The organism is Cryobacterium sp. 10I5 (assembly GCF_035019865.1).
GTDB classification, from domain to species: Bacteria; Actinomycetota; Actinomycetes; order Actinomycetales; family Microbacteriaceae; genus Cryobacterium; species Cryobacterium breve_A.
In genome coordinates, this window is sequence record NZ_JASJVI010000007.1 from 35,852 (window position 1) to 51,318 (window position 15,467).

The following is a 15,467-nucleotide window of genomic DNA, read 5'->3' on the forward strand; positions in this document are numbered from 1 at the left end:
GTTGCCCCCCGCCGAATCAGGTCCTGTATCCGTGGGAATGATCGGGCTGGGAAACATGGGGTTGCCCATGGCCCTGAACCTGCTCCGCGCCAGCGGACCGGACAGGCACATCCGCAAAGTCACGGTCACGGGGCGATCACGAGAACGTTCTGCGGCGCTTCTGGCAGCCGGAGCGGCATGGGCAGGCACGCCGCGCGAACTCGCGGAGCAGTCAGACGTCCTCATCCTCATGGTTCCCGATTTGCCTCAGGTGGAGGAAGTTCTTTTCGGGCCAGACGGCGTCGCCGAAGCGTCCACGGAGCTTGTCGTGGTCGTCTCGGCCACGGTCTCAAGTGCCGGACTGCGCACGGTCGACGCTCGACTCCGTCACGGCACGCACGAGCGAATGGTTCTTGTCGACGCCCCCGTCAGCGGCGGCACCGAAGGCGCCGAAGCAGGAACACTCTCGATCATGGTCGGCGGCGACGTCGAACCCGTCGCACGCGTCCTGCCGGTCCTCAGCGCCTGTGGGTCCCCATTGAGACTGGGGCCACTTGGAGCCGGCGCCGTGGCCAAAGCCTGCAACCAGCTCATCGTCGCTGCGACAATGAGCGCGATCGCCGAAGCGAGCGTGATCGCCGAACGCTCCGGCCTTGACCTTGGCGCCCTGTTGGACCTTCTCCAGGGCGGCTATGCGGGCAGCCGCGTTCTGGAGACGAAGGGTCGACGGCTCGTCGAGCGCGACTACACGCCAACAGGGGCGGCCAAATTCATGGTCAAGGACCTGAGTTTCGCGGCAGACGCTGCTGCAGATACCCGCACGGTGGCCCCGACCCTGGCCGCCGTGCGGGAATCCTTCCTACGGTTGACCGAAGCGGGCCTCGGAGACCAGGACCTCGCCGTCATCCACCGATACGTCGGCAGTCTTTGATTTCATTGGTCGAGGCGTCGGCAGCTACTGAGACACCGCCGGAACCCGCAGGGACGTGACCGCAGCGGCAACAATTTCGCTGACCCCTGCGGCGATGTCGACGACGGTTCCCTCCTCGGTGTCGCAGAGCGGCTCAAGAGTACGGAGTTGGGACTCCAAAAGCTCAGGCGGCATGAAATGTCCTCCGCGGTCGCGGAGGCGCGCCGCCAGTAATTCAGGAGTACCAGAAAGGTGCACGAAGTACGTTCCAGGCGCCTCGGCACGAATCGCGTCCCGATAGCTCCGTTTGAGCGCGGAGCATGCAATGACGAGCCCCTGGCCATCGGCTCGCGAGGCGGAAAGGGCGCCGCCGACGAGCGAGAGCCACGGCATCCGGTCCGCGTCGTCGAGGGGACGGCCTGCGGCCATTTTGGCGATATTGGCCGCGGGGTGGAGCACGTCGCTGTCGATGAACGACTCGCCGATGGCCCGCGAAAGCTGTTCACCGACTGTCGACTTGCCCGCACCGCACACTCCCATCACGACGACAAGCGGATGTTGGACGGAGTTGATCATGGCGTTCTAGTCCCGTTCTTCGAAGCTGAGTAAGACCTTGCCGGATGCAGCGGGGTCGCGGGCGATTTCGAAGGCCGCAGCGGCCTCACCAACGGGGAAGACCTGGGTCACGATTCCGCCGACGTCGAGGGAGCCGTCGGCGAGAGCGGCCACGACCTCGTCGATCTCGTCATTGAACCGGAACGATCCGACGAGTTCCAGCTCGCGGACGATCGCCAGCGAGATCAGGGCCGGCTGCTCGCCAGACGGCAGCAGTCCGACCATCACGATGCGTCCTCCACGGGTGGCACCGCGCACCGCCGATTCGAGTCCCCGGTAGTTGCCGGACGACTCGATCACGATATCGGCGTCGACGCGCGCAATCGCGTCCGCATCGGTGGCGAGGAGCGTTTGGGTCGCACCGAGCAGGCGCGCCCTCGACAGGGGCGGCTCGACCGTGTCGACCGCGATGATCTCCGCTGCGCCATGGTGCCGCAGCACGGCGATCACGAGCGACCCGATCGGACCGCACCCGACAACGAGAGCTCGTCTGCCGCGCACCTCGCCTGCTCGCCCAACGGCGTGCCACGCAACGGCGGCCGGTTCCGCGAGAGCGGCGTCGCGAAGCGACAGCCCTTTCGGGAGTTTCCGCAGCATCCGGCTGGGCAGCGCGACCCGCCTGGCAAATGCACCCGACCGGTGCGGGAACCGGGCAGCACTGCCGAGATAGGTCCCGCCGGGTGCAAGATTCGGCCGCTCGATCGGATAGCGACTGCCATCACCCGGCCCAGGCGTCAGGGGGTGTACCGCGACACGGGTCCCGGCAACGGGTCCGGATCCGTCCGCGGCCGACGTGACGACCGTTCCGACGATTTCATGCCCGAGCAGAAGCGGCTCTCGGAGAATGGATTCTCCGGCCGCCCCATCGAGCCAGTAGTGCAGGTCTGATCCGCAAATGCCACCGAAGGCGACCTCAACGACCGCCTCATCAGCCTCAGGCCGCGGCTCTCCGATGGCCTCGACCCGAAGGTCTCCCTTGGCGTGGGCGACAACGCCGAGAACGCCGGTGTGAATATTCGACATGTTGGACTCCTCTGTCCTGTAAATGTGGTTCCGTTCGCTGAATCCGCTGTGTGCAGGCCAGGTTCCTGACCGGGTCTCGTCACACCACGGCGGTCATTCCGCCGTCGACGAAGATCGTCTGCCCGTTGACGAAGTCCGACGCGGGCGACACGAGGTAGATCAGGGTGCCAACCAGGTCTGCGACATCGCCCCAGCGTCCGGCAGGTGTTCGCGTGCGCACCCAGGAGCTGAAGGCCTCGTCCGCGACCAGAGCCTTCGTGAGCTCTGTCGCGAAATACCCGGGCGCGAGGGCGTTCACTTGGATGCCGCTGACCGCAAGGTCAGCACACATGCCCTTCGTCAGCATGGAGATTCCGCCCTTGGTCGCAGCGTATGGCGCAATGCCTGCTCGCCCGAGCTGGCTTTGCACCGATCCGATATTCACGATCTTGCCGCTGCCGCGGGTCACCATCCCTCGAGCGGCCTGCTGGCCGACCAGGAATGCACCGGTGAGATTGGTCGCGACGATGTCGTTCCAGTCAGTGAAGGTGAACTCGGTGAACGGGGCCCTGCGCTGAATTCCTGCGTTGTTGACCAGGATGTCCAGCACACCCCACTCATTCTCGATCGCCGCGATTCCATCGGCGACGGCGGCCGGGTCGGTGATGTCGAAGGTGGATGCGATCGTTTCCACCCGGCCGGATTTCTCCAGCCCGGAGCGGGCCGCGTCAACCTGATCGCGGTTGCGTCCGTGGACGACAACCCGCACTCCCGCGTCCGCGAGGCCGCCCGCGAGCGCAAGTCCGATTCCTCGGCTCGATCCCGTGACGAGTGCCGTCTTCCCCGAGACGTCAAATAGCGTGTTCATCAGTTCTCTCCTGTGTCTTTCAGTAGAACTCGACGGTATCGACCCGGTTTATCAGGGGTTGTCCGTCGAGGAAGCGAGTGGCATTGCGGGTGAAGAGCTCGGCGATCAGCCGGTCCTCTGCAGCGTTGAGAGCGGCGGTGTGCGGGCTGACCAGGACGTTCGGCAGGTCCCAGAATGGGCTGTCGGTGGTGAGGGGTTCTTCGGCGAACACGTCGAGGGCCGCGAACCCGACCCGGCCGTTCCGCAGCGCACGCAACAGTTCGTCCTGGTCGATGACGGTCCCACGTCCCACGTTCACGACGGTCGCGCCCGGCTTGATCCGGGAAAAGAACTCGCTGCCGAAGAGTCCGTTGGTCGCAGCGGTCCCGGGCAGGGTCGCGACGACAGCATCCAGCTCGTGCGCCACGGAGGGGATTTCTTCGGGCTGGATGAAACGGGAGACTCCCGGGATGTCCTGCGAGCCGCGGGTCGTGCCGATCACGCGTGCGCCGAGTGCGGCAAGACGGGAAGCGACTCCGGCACCGATGCCACCGAGACCGGCGACAAGGACCGTCTGCTCACTCACAAGCCCCATGGTCCAGCGGCCACTCCAGGTGTGGTCGTGCTGCTGGGCAAGGAGGCGCGGCAATGACTTGGCGCCGGCGAGCACCCCGAAGAGTGCGAATTCGGCGAGGGGACCGCCATGCACGCCGGCGGAAGTCGTGAAGGCAACCCGTTCCAGCTGCGCCGCGCTGAGCTCTGCGGCGGCAACCTGTCCGCCGCCGCCCGCCGCCATGGTTTGCACCCAGCGCAAGCGCGGGTTGACTCCGACGGTCTTCTTCAGTGCCGCGGAATCGACGTCCGGGATGCCATAGAGCACATCCGCGCTATCGACGAGGGCCGTGAAACGCTCCTGCTGCGCAGCGGTGCGGTGGAAGGAAGGGTCGCCGTTGAAATCGCCGGGATGGCGCTGCGGGGGCAACAGCTCCTGATCGCGGATGAGCTGCAGGCGGGGTTCACCCGTTTCGATGCGGTGGCATAGTTCCTCGGACAGTGGAGCCGCGACAACGACTCGAAGGCGAGTATCTGATTCGATCACTGTATTTACCCTTTTCTGCGCCGAATAGGGGTCGGTGTGCGGCGCTCCTGAATGTCAAGCTGCATCCATCCTACTGAACAGAGTTCGCTAGAGTGAACAGCATGTCAAACCAACGTAGTTTTCCTGTTGCAAATTCGCTTACTGTCGGAGTCATTGGATTGGGAGTGATGGGCCGCCCGATGGCTGCAAGCCTCCTGCGCAGCCCTGCGGCCTCCTGGAACGTTGTCATCAGCGACCGAGCACGCGAACGCTATTCCGAACTCTTGGATTCGGGAGCCTCCTGGGCGGAATCCCCGCGGCGGCTCGCTGAACAGGCCGACATCATCGTCGACATGCTCCCGGACCTTCCGCAACTTGAACAGGTTCTGAACGGACCCGACGGTATCGTTTCGGGTATCACGACCCCCACTTTGTTGGTGATTTCCTCCACGTCCTCCGCGTCCGGCATCCGTGAGCTCGCGGACAGGCTCGCAACTGAGACCAACGGTCTCCTCCACGTCGTCGATGCCCCTGTGAGCGGCGGCGAAGACGGTGCGGTCGCGGGGACACTCTCGATTATGGTCGGCGGCAGCGCTGACGATGTCGACCTCGCACTGCCCGTGTTACGGGCCATCGGCACCCCGGCGCACCTCGGTCCGCTCGGAGCCGGCGCAATCGCCAAGTTCTGCAATCAACTCATCGTGGCGGCGAATATTCTGGCGCTCGGCGAGGCTGCGGTCCTGGCGGAACGGAGCGGCCTCGACCTCGGCGCCCTCTTCGACCTTCTCGAAAACGGGTACGCGGGCAGCCGGGTCCTGGACAGCCGGAAGCGGCGTATCGTCGACGCGGACTATCGCCCGTCCGGAGTCGCGAGGTACATGATCAAGGATCTCCGCTACGCACTCGAAGAAGCCGATCGAACCGGCACCGATGCCGCTCAGCTACGTCTGCTGCTCGACACCTTCACCGATCTCACCGCACGCGGTTTCGGCGACCAGGACATTGCGGTCACGCGGGCCTATGTCGAGTCGAAGAACCCGCCACCGGTCGCAGTCGCCTAACCGCACCCTGATGGTCCGGTGTCTGCCGCACACCGGGCAGGCACCGGCTGAGAGTCGCGCCTGCTCATCAACAGTCCCACTGTGGGAAAATCGAGTGAACCCTGGAGGTTTCCCATGTCAACTGTTCCCACCGCGCTTCCCGTTCTGCCGGCGTCCGTCCACCTCGCCCCCGGCATCGGCGGGCTCCCCATCGTCCGTGTCACCGGCCGCGCCGGGTCGGCCGAGGTGTACCTGCACGGCGCACACGTCGCCTCCTGGGTTCCGGCAGGCGGTGCCCCCGTCATCTGGATGAGCGCGGCGAGCCGCTTCACCCCGGGGACGGCCATCCGCGGCGGCATCCCGATCTGCTTCCCCTGGTTCGGTCCCAACGCGGCGGATGCAACGGCGCCGGCCCACGGTTTTGCCCGCGTGACCGAGTGGCAGCTGTCCGGCGCCGCCGAGGTCGGTGACGATGTGGTGCTGACCTTCCACCTCACGGACTCGCCCGCGACCCGCGCGTCGGCCTGGCCGCATCCGTTCGAGGCCCGCTACACCGTGACTGTCGGGGCGACGCTCCGCCTCGAGCTGACCGTCACCAACCGGGACACGGTGCCCGTGACCGTCGAAGAGGCGCTGCACAGCTATTTCGCGATCGACGACATCCACCACACGACCGTGGCGGGGCTCGAGGGCGTTCCGTTCCTCGACAAGGTCGGGGGCGCAACACCCACACCCGGTTCCCCGGAACCCGTGTTGTTCACGGCCGAGACCGACCGGGTCTACGCCGGCACGACGGCGGCGACGGTCATCGACGATGGAACGCGCAGCATCGCGGTCACGAAGACCGGCTCCGAGAGCACCGTGGTCTGGAACCCCTGGATCGACAAGGCGGCAGCAATGGCGGACTTCGGCTCCCAGGAGTGGACCGGCATGGTCTGCGTCGAGACCTGCAACGTGGGCGCGGACGCGATCACGCTCGCGCCCGGCGCGAGCCACACGATGACGGCGGAGTTCACCGTCACCCCAGCCGCGTGAGAGTGACCTTTCCGGTCGAGAGTGACCCGCGCACCGGGCACTCTCGACCGGAAAGGTAGGGGTCAGAGGGCGGTCGGGGAAACCGTGGCGTCGCGAAGCAGCCAGCCGACGGCGTCCGCGGCGCTCCAGCCCGCTGGGTGCGCCGCGAGGAGCACGGCAGCGCCGTCGATGTCGTTTCCGAGCGTCAGCAAGGGCGCCTCGACGTAGCCGGTCTTGCGGGTCTGGCCGAGGCCGACCGTCGCGGTGAGCGCGTTGCAGAGGCAGGCGCGGCCGGCGGCGTCCTCGGCGGTGCCGCCCTTGCGCACGTACATGTGCACGGGTTCGCTCGGGCAGCGGAACCCGACCGTTCCGTCCTTCTTCGCATAGGGCTCGCGCAGGTAGCTCAGGTCGCAGAGGCGCACCCGTTCGGCATAGACCGCCGGGTCCGACAACGTGCCCGGCAGCTGGGCGACCTTGAACGGGAACCCGGTCGGCGAGGCGGCGGCGTCGGTGCGGATAGAGAGCTCTGTCGCGTCAAGGCGACCGAGCACCTGGTCGCGCAGGCCGGGGGCGAGACCGGACTCCTGGCTGAGCGCGAACAGGGTGCCGACCTGCACGCCCTGTGCTCCCGCGGCGAGCGCGACGGCGAGGCGTTCCGGCTGGCCATAGCCGCCGGCGAGCCAGAACGGCAGGCCGAGTTCGGCGATTTTGACGATGTTCGCGTCGTCGCGCGGGCCATAGATCGGCTGGTCGTCGTCGTCGAGGGTGAGCCGCCCACGCGGGGGCGCATTGTGGCCGCCGGCCGTCGGACCCTCGATGATGAACCCGTCCGGGCGGATGTCCGCATCCCGCGCCAGGTAGAACGCGAGAACGTGCGCCGAGACGATGGCGACGAAGAAGGGACGGCGGAGGGGCGGGAGAGTCTCCGGGGTGACCCCGAGGACGTCGACCGGATCGACGCTCACGGTATGCACGGCATCCGCTGCGGCACCGTGCACGTCGATGTCGATCGTGCCGATCCGGCCCGCAGTGAGCTCGTCGAGGAGGTGCGGGATCTGGCGCGGGATGCCGGCCCCCATCAGCACGAAGTCCACCCCGGCGAGCATGGCGCCGAGTGCGGCCGACGGGGTCGCCAGCTGCACCTTTTCCATGTAGTTGATCCCGACGATCCCGGTGTGGCCCTCCTTGGCCAGCCAGACTTCGGTGAAGTTGCCGAGCACGCTGAGCTCCTGCTGCTCCCGGGTCGGCGTGAGCGAGAGCTTGGGGATGGGCAGGTACGGTTCGCCTGCCGCGCGTCCCCCGGCCTGGAAGTAGCGGTCGAGCACGGGGGCGACGAGGGCGGGAACCGGGAAAGCGGCAAGGGCGCGGCGGATATGGCCGCCGTCGTCGCCGTCCTGAAGGCGTCTCGTGAGCACGGAGTCGAGCGCTACGCCGGACACGACGCCGAGCTGACCGGTGCGGGCCACAGCGTTGGCGAGCCGCCAGGAGGAGACGGCCATGCCCATCCCGCCCTGGATGACCACGGGGAGTGAGCTGTCGGACAAGAGGGCCTCCGTCGATCTGCGCCGGGCGTCCGCCGTGAGAACGGGGTGCCGCTTGAGTCGCTGAGACCGGGGGGATCAGTTGCAAGGCGCAGGCCAATCGTAACTCACGGCATATTCCGGAATCGGGTTGCATTCCGGCCGCCGCCCCGTGACCGGATCACCGGATGGTGGCACACTCAGTGATTAAGACGGAGATGGAGGCTGGCCTGCACCCGCGCCCGAGTCGGAGGGCAGGTTCGTGATGACACACCACGTGAAACAACGCTTGTAAGCGAAAGGACGCTTGACATGAGTTTCATCGGATTTCTACTTCTCGGCCTGATCGCCGGGGCGATCGCCAAGGCCATCCTGCCCGGCACCCAGGGCGGCGGGTGGTTCGTGACCCTCCTCCTCGGAGTGGTGGGCGCGATCCTCGGCGGCTGGCTCGGATCCCTGCTCTTCGGCGTCGGTATCGGCGACTTCTTCCAGCTGTCGAGCTGGTTGCTCGCCATCGCCGGGTCGATCATCGTGCTGCTGATCTACGGCGCCGTCGTCAACCGGAGGCACACCGCCTAGTCGGAGCGCACACTCCCGGTGCATCACCGTCGTCGTCACCCCGCGCTGCCCGCCTCAGAAACGGCAGCCGCGACCTCACTGGTGCTGTGACACCTCGGTGACATCGTGCAGGTGGTGCACCGGGTCATGCACGAAGTACTGGCCCATCGTGGTCACCGTGAACCGGGCGCCATCGCTGCGCCTGCCGACCCGGCCCCGTTCCTCGGCCGGAACGGCCGCGAAGGCAGCCGCCGCGGATGTCGCGGCCTCGGCCAGTTCGACGGCGACCCGCTCAGGGGCCTGCTCGCCATAGCGTTCCGCCACCGCGGTCGCGTCCTGGTCCCAGTTCGGGAACAGCGGATCGTCCTCCGTGCGCATCAGCGCGAGCCGGACGGTGAAAATGCGGAAGACATCCCGAACGTGGGCCGCGTACTCGAGGGCCGACCAGGTGTGGTCGTCGGGCCGCACCGCGACATCCGCCCGCTCGAGCACGGGACCCCAGGCCGCGGCATTGGCCCGGATCAGCCGCGGGATGTCGTCGAAAGCCACGTCGGCGGCCACGAATCCGCACTCGGGGCAGGGGCGCTCGAGCACCCAGGTCCAGTCCTTGGTGTCCGGGGGAATATTCATGGCGCGAGCCTACCAATCCCCGCACCTTCCACTGCAGGCCCCGACGAATCCGCGCACCTCCCAATCCGCTGTGAGGTTCACTCCGAACTACTGGCAACCGCACGCCGTGCGGTCCCTACCAGGAGGAACATCCCATGCGCACTTCACCGAATCGCCTCGTCGCCACCGTCTTCGGTGCCGTCTACCTACTCGTCGGCCTGCTCGGCTTCGCTGTCACGGGCGGCGTCAGCTTCATCGCCACCCAGGGCGGGCTCCTGCTCGGCCTCTTCGCCGTCAACCCGCTGCACAACGTCGCCCACCTGCTGATCGGCGCCGCGCTGCTCATCGCCGGACTCTCGGGCGTCACCGCGGCCAAGTCCGTCAACACCACCGTCGGCGCGGTCTACCTGCTCCTCGGAATCGTCGGGTTCTTCATCGCGAGCTCGGCCCTCAACATCCTGGCCCTCAACACCGCCGACCACTTCCTCCACCTCGCGAGCGCGATCGTGCTGCTCGGAGCGGGCCTCGCGACAGACAAGGTCGTCCGGCACTCCGCGGTCGCCTGACCCGTCCCACCCGGCACCGCACAACCGCAGCCCACACCCCCACGAACAGGAGCATCATGACCCCGATCAGCCGCCTTTGGTTGGCCTTCTCCGCCATCGGCGCGGGCACGATCCACCTTGCCGTGGGGGCGAGCGCCCCGGTGCTCCTCATGATCACCCTGGTCGGTCTCGGTGCCGCCGAGCTCGGCTGGGGCGCCGTAACGCTGGTCCGGGGGCGGGCACTCGCCCCCGGGGCAGCGCTCTTCGGAGCCCTCATCCCCGTTTTCATCTGGGGTGCCGTCGCGACCCTCGGCAGCGGCCTCGGTGTGCCGGCGGCCGCGACCGGACTCCCGCTGCAGCCGATGGCCACCGCCACGCTCTTCGACCTCTTTCTCGCCTGCTCCCTCGCACTCGTGCTGCGCCGCACCCGCCGCACCACCAGCACCAGCACCACAGAGGGAGTTCCACGTGCCTCCGCGGGTGAGACGGCGGGCGGGTGGCGCTTCCTCGCGGCCCTCACGCTCGCGGCCCTCGTCGTCTCCGGGCTCACCACTCCGGCGCTGGCCGCGACGGATGCCGGCGCGCACGCCGTCCCGCACGGCTCGCACGGTCTTCCCCTCGCGCCGACCCCCGACGCCCCGGCCGGCCACCACCACTAGCCGGCTGTTCCCGGCGACCGGCCGCGGCATCCGCTGTCGAGGAGAGGCGGCCCGGTCAGGCCGCGGGCAGCGCGCCCTGGCTGCCCATGAAGCGCTGGACGTCCTCGTCGACGATGATGTCGCTCGGCCGCAGCGGCCGGGTGAGGTACAGGCCGTCGAGGTTGGTCAGCCGGCTGAGCGCCACGTAGGTCTGGCCGGGGCTGAAGACGCGGGTGCCGAGGTCGACGATCGCCCGTTCGTAGGTCGCGCCCTGGGACTTGTGGATCGTGACCGCCCAGGCCAGCCGCAGCGGGAACTGGGTGAACTCGGCGACGACGTCCCTGCTCAGCTTCTTCGTCGCCTGGTTGTAGCTGTACTTGTACTTCTCCCACACGGCCGGCTCGACCTCGTGCGTCGTGCCGTCGATCTCGACGAACACGGTCGAGTTCACCTTCGTGACCGTGCCGATGCTGCCGTTGACCCAGCGCGGGCCGCCGTCGAGCGGGGAGTCGTTCCGCAGGAACATCACCTGGGCGCCCACCTTGAGCTCGAGCACCGCGTCCGCCGGATACGTGCGGCCGCCGAAATCGCCGGTGACCTCGGCCTTCGCGGTGAGCGCCTTGCCCGGCAGTCGCTTGAGCGCCGCCGCGTTGATCCGGTTGACCGCGTCGTTGCGGGTCGCGAGGGTGATCACGCCCTCCGTCGGCGGCGTGCGGGCGCCCGCCGCGTTGAGTGCGCCGCCGATCTCCGCGGTGACCTGCCCGTACCGCACGGCGTTCAGCATGTGCCGGAAGTCGGCGTCGCGCTGCCGGTGCACCTCGGTCAGCTCGAAGATGCGCAGCTCGGCGCCCTTCCAGACCTTCGCGTCGAAGAACCACATCGACCGATAGGTGTCGGTGAAGTACGCCCGCTCGTCGGAATCGCCGGGCACCGGCGCGAGCTGGTACGGGTCACCGAACAGCACGATCTGCACGCCGCCGAAGCTGTCGTTCGGGCGCTGCCTGGCCTGGCGGAGGCTGCGGTCGATCGCGTCCATCAGGTCGGCGTTGACCATCGAGACCTCGTCGATCACGACGGTGTCGATCGTGTTGAGCAGCTTCTTGACCTGGTCGTTCTGGTCGATCGCGTGGTCGGCGATGACCCCGATCGGCAGCCGGAAGAGCGAATGGATCGTCTGCCCGCCCACGTTGAGCGCCGCGACACCGGTCGGGGCGGCGATCACGATCTGCTTGCTGGTGTTCCACGACAGGTGGTTCAGCAGCGTCGACTTGCCGGTGCCGGCGCGCCCGGTCACGAAGACATTCTGGCGCGTGTTCTCGATGGCCTGGTAGACCTCGGCCTGCTCACGCGACAACGAAATCGGGGACACGGGTCGCTTTCAGTAGGAATGATGGGAACATTCCACTGTATCCGCCCTGGCCGGTGCCGGGGTGGATGCCGGGCATTCGTGGACAACGTCACTGACGGCCCGCGCCCACGCCCGTGATCGCCCGCCACCGCCCACCGGCCGCACCCTCAGAGTCGCGCCCGTAGAATGTGCACGTGAGCAACCGCGACCGCACGGCCCTGCGCGAACGGGGTCGAACCCTCGTCGCCGTCGTCGTGGTTGCCGTCCTCCTCGTCGCTGCGCTGTTCGCGGCGATCGGTTCGCTCAACCGCGAGGTCTACAGCGCGGGCGGTTTCGTGCGCCAATACCTCGACGCTCTGGCCAGGCACGACACCGCGAGCGCGCTAAGCCTGCCGGGGGTGACCCCGACCGCGGCAGAGCAGACGGCGGCGGGCCTGCCGACGGATCTTCCCGACACCCTGCTGCGGACATCCGTGCTCAGTTCGATCACCGCGATCAGCCTCGTGAGCGACACCGCGACGCCGGGTTCCGCGGGCACCGGCGCCGCCGAGATGCACACCGTCGTCTACGCCTTCGACCTCGACGGCGCGCCGGCGACGATGGAATTCCGGGTGGCGAGGGCGGGCACGTACGCGGCCGTCTTCGACTCCTGGCGCTTCGACACCAGCCCGCTCGCGGTGCTCGGGGTCACGGTGCTGCACGAGGCGAGCTTCTCGGTCAACGGCCTCACCCTCGACACCCGCGCGCACGCGGCCCCCGACGCCCCTGTGACCTTCTCGAACCAGGCCGCCTACCTCGCCTTCGCCCCGGCCCGGTACACGATCGCGCACGAGTCAGCCCTGCTGAGCGCGGCGCCGCAGTCGGTCCCCGTGACGCAGTCCGGGGCGACGGATGTCTCGGTCGACGCCGAACCGAACGCCTCCTTCGTCGGCCAGGTCCAGTCCGAGCTCAACAGCTTCCTCGACACCTGCGCGACGCAGAAGGTGCTGCAGCCCTCTGACTGCCCGTTCGGGATCGAGATCAACGACCGGGTCAAGTCGGTGCCGACCTGGTCGATCGCCGAATACCCCGCCGTGACGCTCGCCGCCGGGGACACCGCCTTCGACATGCCGTCGACGGCCGGGCGGGCGCACATCAAGGTGGCCGTGCAGTCGCTCTTCGACGGGGACCTCAGCACCCGGGACGAGGACGTGCCGTTCGCGGTCGCGATCCAGGTCGTCGTGGGGGCAGACGGGTCGCTCGCGATCCAGCTCCGCTGACCCGTTCCGCCCGGGACTAGGGCTGCCGGGTGTCGCGCGAGGCGAGCCGCTCGAGCTGGGCGTTGTAGCGGATGAGCTCGGCCTCGCCGGTCCGATCGGCGTTGCGGTCCTTGCGCCGGGTTTCCTTCTCGTCGCTGCGGGACCACTGGATCGCAACGGCGATCGCGAGCGCGATCGTCGGGATCTCGCCGACGCTCCAGGCGATACCGCCGCCCAGCTGCTGGTCGGCGATCGCGCTGACCCCCCAGGTGCGGCCCATCGCGCCGTACCAGTCGGCGAGGAGGAGGCCCGTCCCGGTCATCAGGGCGACCCCGAAGAAGGCGTGGAACGCCATCGTTCCGAGGAGGAGCAGTAGCCGGAAGGCGTACGGCAGCCGGTACGGCACCGGGTCGATGCCGATCAGGGACTGCACGAACAGGTACCCGGTGATCAGGAAGTGCACGACCATCCACTCGTGCCCGATGTGGTCGGTCGTCGCCCAGCTGAACAGGTTCGAGTAGTAGAACACCCAGAGCGACCCGGCCCACAGCACGGCGGCGACGATCGGGTTGGTCAGGACGCCGGCGTAGCGGGAGTGCACCGCGAGGAGGATCCATTCGCGGGCTCCGCGGCTCTCGTCGGTGCGTTTGTGGATGGCCCGGGCGGCGAGGGTGATCGGGGCCCCGGGCACGAGGAACACCGGCACGAGCATGGTCAGCGCCATGTGCATCAGCATGTGCGAGGAGAACAGGTACTTCGCGTACAGGTTGGCGCCGCCGTTGGTGATGTAGAAGAGGATGAGCATCCCGACCACCCAGGACACGGTCCGGTAGACCGGCCAGGCGTCGCCGCGCTTGTGCAGCCGGTACACCCCGGCCAGGTAAAAGAAGATCCCGAACGCGCAGAACAGCACCCAGGCCAGGTCGAAGTCCCATTCGGTGAAGTAGCGGGCGAAGGTCAGCTCGGGCGGCAGGAGTTCGCCGGTGAGGATCTGCGCGGGGGTCGAGGTGGCGACCTGGGTCGCGACGACCTGGGCGACCGGGGTCGCGGTACGGGCGAGTGCCGCCGCGACGCCGGAGGCGAGTCCCATGAACGCGAGCTCGGCGACCACGAGCCACCAGAACCAGGTGCCCGCGCTGCGGCCGGCGGCGCCCGGTCCCGCGAGCGTGGCCCGGTGCATCCGCTCGACGAGGAACCGGCGCTGCAGCACGCCGAAGCCGCCGAGCGTGATGAGGGCGACGACCTTCACGAGCACGAGGATGCCGTACGGGGTCAGGAGCCGGTCGATGCTGCCGATGCGCAGTTCCGCGCTGACGTAGCCGGAGGCCGCGACGACGATGAAACTCACCAGGGCGAGCGTCGAATACCGACCGATGACGGCGTTGATGCGGGTGCCGTCGAGCTGCCGGTGGAGAACGATGATCGTCAGGAGCCCACCGAGCCAGATCGCCGCGAACACGAGGTGCAGCCCGAGTGCGGTGATCGCGACGTCGTGGCCCGCGCTGCCCGCCGCGTGGCCCTGGAGCGCCATCGGAACCAGGGCGCCGACCGCGAGCGCCGTGACGAAGACGAGCCCGGTCTGGCTGCGCACGGCGAAGCACAGCACCGTGACACCCGCGGCGATGAGTGTGGTCGCGAGCCAGGCCTGGCCGAGTTCGATGTCGCTGAAGAACTGGCCGGCCGTCGCACTGAAGCGGTCGTCGAAGGCGAGCGGGACATCCGTCACCTGCAGGAAGGTCAGGAACCCGGTGAGCGCCGATGCGGCGGTGAAGAGGGCTGCGGCCCCGGCCGCGAAGTCGATCGAGGTGCCGTATGCGCTCTCGCGGGGGCTGAGCGCGAAGCAGGCGAGCACGAGGGCGCCGATCGTCCCAGCCGCACCGAGGTTGACCAGGAGCTTGGCGACCGGGAGTCCCCAGCGCACGAGCGGCCCCGGGTCGGCGAGCAGTTGCGCGGCAGCGCCGCCGCCGTAGGCGAGGGCGAGCAGGGTCGAGAGCACGGCCACCAGGAGGAGGGCTGCAGGACCGGAAATCCGCACGAGACGAGGCACCGCTCCAGCTTAACCGGCCCGCCGGTGGGCAGCCCGCGAGCGGATGCCGCCGGCCGACACACAGAGGAGGGCGCCGGCCGAAGCCAACGCCCTCCTCGGGGTGAATCTGGTGAAACTGGTGAAACTGGTGCGAATGCTACTTGGCGGCGGCCTTCAGCTTGCTGCCGGCGGTCAGCTTGACGCGGTGACCGGCGGCGATGGCGATTTCCTCGCCCGTCTGCGGGTTGCGGCCGGTGCGCGCCGCGGTGGCGGTGCGCTCGACGCCGAGCCAGCCCGGGATGGTGACCTTGCCGTCGTTGGCGACGGTTTCGGCGAGCGCGGCAAAGAATGCGTTGAGCACGCTGTCGACGGCGACCTGGCTCTGGCCAGAGTCTGCGGCAACCTTGGCAACGAGCTCGGTCTTGTTCAGCGACTTGTCAGCCATTGAGTGTCCTCCTCGGACCTTCGTCTGTAAAAAAACAGGTATGCGGGTAATGCGG

General features: G+C 68.1%; 16 protein-coding genes. 7 read left to right on the forward strand and 9 right to left on the reverse strand.

From position 1 onward, the window contains the following. The first annotated feature begins 37 nt into the window (after window positions 1-37). On the forward strand, window positions 38-910 hold the full coding sequence (locus tag QN350_RS04080) for an NAD(P)-dependent oxidoreductase (protein ID WP_323507843.1): 873 nt from the start codon (window positions 38-40) through the stop codon (window positions 908-910). Between the two features lie 24 nt (window positions 911-934). Here the strand turns inward: QN350_RS04080 and QN350_RS04085 are convergent, their stop codons facing one another. From QN350_RS04085 to QN350_RS04100, 4 genes are all read right to left on the reverse strand, one after another. After that, window positions 935-1,465 carry a gluconokinase gene (locus tag QN350_RS04085; protein WP_322138557.1) on the reverse strand — a complete coding sequence of 177 codons (531 nt, stop codon included), beginning with the start codon at window positions 1,463-1,465 and terminating at the stop codon, window positions 935-937. A 6-nt stretch (window positions 1,466-1,471) separates the two neighbouring features. Then, the gene (locus QN350_RS04090) at window positions 1,472-2,527 is read right to left on the reverse strand and encodes an L-idonate 5-dehydrogenase (RefSeq protein WP_322138556.1); all 1,056 of its coding nucleotides are present in this window, start codon (window positions 2,525-2,527) and stop codon (window positions 1,472-1,474) included. Window positions 2,528-2,606: 79 nt separating this feature from the next. Then, window positions 2,607-3,374 carry an SDR family NAD(P)-dependent oxidoreductase gene (locus QN350_RS04095; protein ID WP_134448468.1) on the reverse strand — a complete coding sequence of 256 codons (768 nt, stop codon included), beginning with the start codon at window positions 3,372-3,374 and terminating at the stop codon, window positions 2,607-2,609. Window positions 3,375-3,393: 19 nt separating this feature from the next. Then, the gene (locus QN350_RS04100) at window positions 3,394-4,452 is read right to left on the reverse strand and encodes a D-2-hydroxyacid dehydrogenase (protein ID WP_322138555.1); all 1,059 of its coding nucleotides are present in this window, start codon (window positions 4,450-4,452) and stop codon (window positions 3,394-3,396) included. 101 nt (window positions 4,453-4,553) lie between these two features. On the opposite strand from QN350_RS04100, the gene QN350_RS04105 reads away from it, so the two are divergent. Further along, entirely contained in the window at window positions 4,554-5,492 is a 939-nt protein-coding gene (locus QN350_RS04105; protein ID WP_322138554.1) for an NAD(P)-dependent oxidoreductase, read from the forward strand. Window positions 5,493-5,606: 114 nt separating this feature from the next. After that, window positions 5,607-6,506: a D-hexose-6-phosphate mutarotase gene (locus QN350_RS04110; RefSeq protein ID WP_322138553.1), complete on the forward strand. Its 900-nt coding sequence runs from the start codon at window positions 5,607-5,609 to the stop codon at window positions 6,504-6,506. Between the two features lie 62 nt (window positions 6,507-6,568). Here the strand turns inward: QN350_RS04110 and QN350_RS04115 are convergent, their stop codons facing one another. Then, window positions 6,569-8,029: a nitronate monooxygenase gene (locus QN350_RS04115; RefSeq protein ID WP_322138552.1), complete on the reverse strand. Its 1,461-nt coding sequence runs from the start codon at window positions 8,027-8,029 to the stop codon at window positions 6,569-6,571. A 288-nt stretch (window positions 8,030-8,317) separates the two neighbouring features. On the opposite strand from QN350_RS04115, the gene QN350_RS04120 reads away from it, so the two are divergent. Beyond that, window positions 8,318-8,584: a GlsB/YeaQ/YmgE family stress response membrane protein gene (locus QN350_RS04120; protein WP_134448476.1), complete on the forward strand. Its 267-nt coding sequence runs from the start codon at window positions 8,318-8,320 to the stop codon at window positions 8,582-8,584. Window positions 8,585-8,659: 75 nt separating this feature from the next. On the opposite strand, the gene QN350_RS04125 is transcribed toward QN350_RS04120, so the two are convergent. Next, window positions 8,660-9,193, reverse strand: coding sequence for a DinB family protein (locus QN350_RS04125; protein ID WP_281533612.1), 534 nt, complete (start codon window positions 9,191-9,193; stop codon window positions 8,660-8,662). Between the two features lie 134 nt (window positions 9,194-9,327). Between QN350_RS04125 and QN350_RS04130 the strand changes: the two genes are divergently transcribed. Further along, a complete protein-coding gene (locus QN350_RS04130; RefSeq protein ID WP_281533611.1) occupies window positions 9,328-9,738 on the forward strand; it encodes a DUF4383 domain-containing protein in 411 nt (136 codons plus the stop codon). A gap of 56 nt (window positions 9,739-9,794) precedes the next feature. After that, complete coding sequence (locus tag QN350_RS04135) at window positions 9,795-10,376, forward strand: hypothetical protein (protein ID WP_281533610.1); 582 nt, start codon at window positions 9,795-9,797, stop codon at window positions 10,374-10,376. 55 nt (window positions 10,377-10,431) lie between these two features. On the opposite strand, the gene QN350_RS04140 is transcribed toward QN350_RS04135, so the two are convergent. Further along, window positions 10,432-11,724, reverse strand: coding sequence for an ATP-dependent DNA helicase (locus QN350_RS04140; protein ID WP_322138551.1), 1,293 nt, complete (start codon window positions 11,722-11,724; stop codon window positions 10,432-10,434). Window positions 11,725-11,897: 173 nt separating this feature from the next. On the opposite strand from QN350_RS04140, the gene QN350_RS04145 reads away from it, so the two are divergent. Continuing rightward, a complete protein-coding gene (locus QN350_RS04145) occupies window positions 11,898-12,962 on the forward strand; it encodes a hypothetical protein (protein ID WP_322138550.1) in 1,065 nt (354 codons plus the stop codon). A gap of 16 nt (window positions 12,963-12,978) precedes the next feature. Here the strand turns inward: QN350_RS04145 and QN350_RS04150 are convergent, their stop codons facing one another. Both QN350_RS04150 and QN350_RS04155 read right to left on the reverse strand, forming a co-directional pair. Beyond that, entirely contained in the window at window positions 12,979-14,988 is a 2,010-nt protein-coding gene (locus QN350_RS04150) for a cytochrome c oxidase assembly protein (RefSeq protein ID WP_322138549.1), read from the reverse strand. 136 nt (window positions 14,989-15,124) lie between these two features. Then, window positions 15,125-15,412, reverse strand: a complete 288-nt coding sequence (locus tag QN350_RS04155) for an HU family DNA-binding protein (RefSeq protein ID WP_134534790.1) — start codon at window positions 15,410-15,412, stop codon at window positions 15,125-15,127. Between the last annotated feature and the right edge of the window lie 55 nt (window positions 15,413-15,467).

Bases quoted from the DNA above. Each gene is read 5' to 3' on its own strand.
- QN350_RS04085 (WP_322138557.1), bottom strand. From the start codon at position 1,465: ATGATCAACTCCGTCCAACATCCGCTTGTCGTCGTGATGGGAGTGTGC.
- QN350_RS04090 (WP_322138556.1), bottom strand. From the start codon at position 2,527: ATGTCGAATATTCACACCGGCGTTCTCGGCGTTGTCGCCCACGCCAAG.
- QN350_RS04130 (WP_281533611.1), top strand. From the start codon at position 9,328: ATGCGCACTTCACCGAATCGCCTCGTCGCCACCGTCTTCGGTGCCGTC.
- QN350_RS04135 (WP_281533610.1), top strand. From the start codon at position 9,795: ATGACCCCGATCAGCCGCCTTTGGTTGGCCTTCTCCGCCATCGGCGCG.
- QN350_RS04120 (WP_134448476.1), top strand. From the start codon at position 8,318: ATGAGTTTCATCGGATTTCTACTTCTCGGCCTGATCGCCGGGGCGATC.
- QN350_RS04105 (WP_322138554.1), top strand. From the start codon at position 4,554: ATGTCAAACCAACGTAGTTTTCCTGTTGCAAATTCGCTTACTGTCGGA.
- QN350_RS04125 (WP_281533612.1), bottom strand. From the start codon at position 9,193: ATGAATATTCCCCCGGACACCAAGGACTGGACCTGGGTGCTCGAGCGC.
- QN350_RS04155 (WP_134534790.1), bottom strand. From the start codon at position 15,412: ATGGCTGACAAGTCGCTGAACAAGACCGAGCTCGTTGCCAAGGTTGCC.
- QN350_RS04095 (WP_134448468.1), bottom strand. From the start codon at position 3,374: ATGAACACGCTATTTGACGTCTCGGGGAAGACGGCACTCGTCACGGGA.
- QN350_RS04080 (WP_323507843.1), top strand. From the start codon at position 38: ATGATCGGGCTGGGAAACATGGGGTTGCCCATGGCCCTGAACCTGCTC.
- QN350_RS04110 (WP_322138553.1), top strand. From the start codon at position 5,607: ATGTCAACTGTTCCCACCGCGCTTCCCGTTCTGCCGGCGTCCGTCCAC.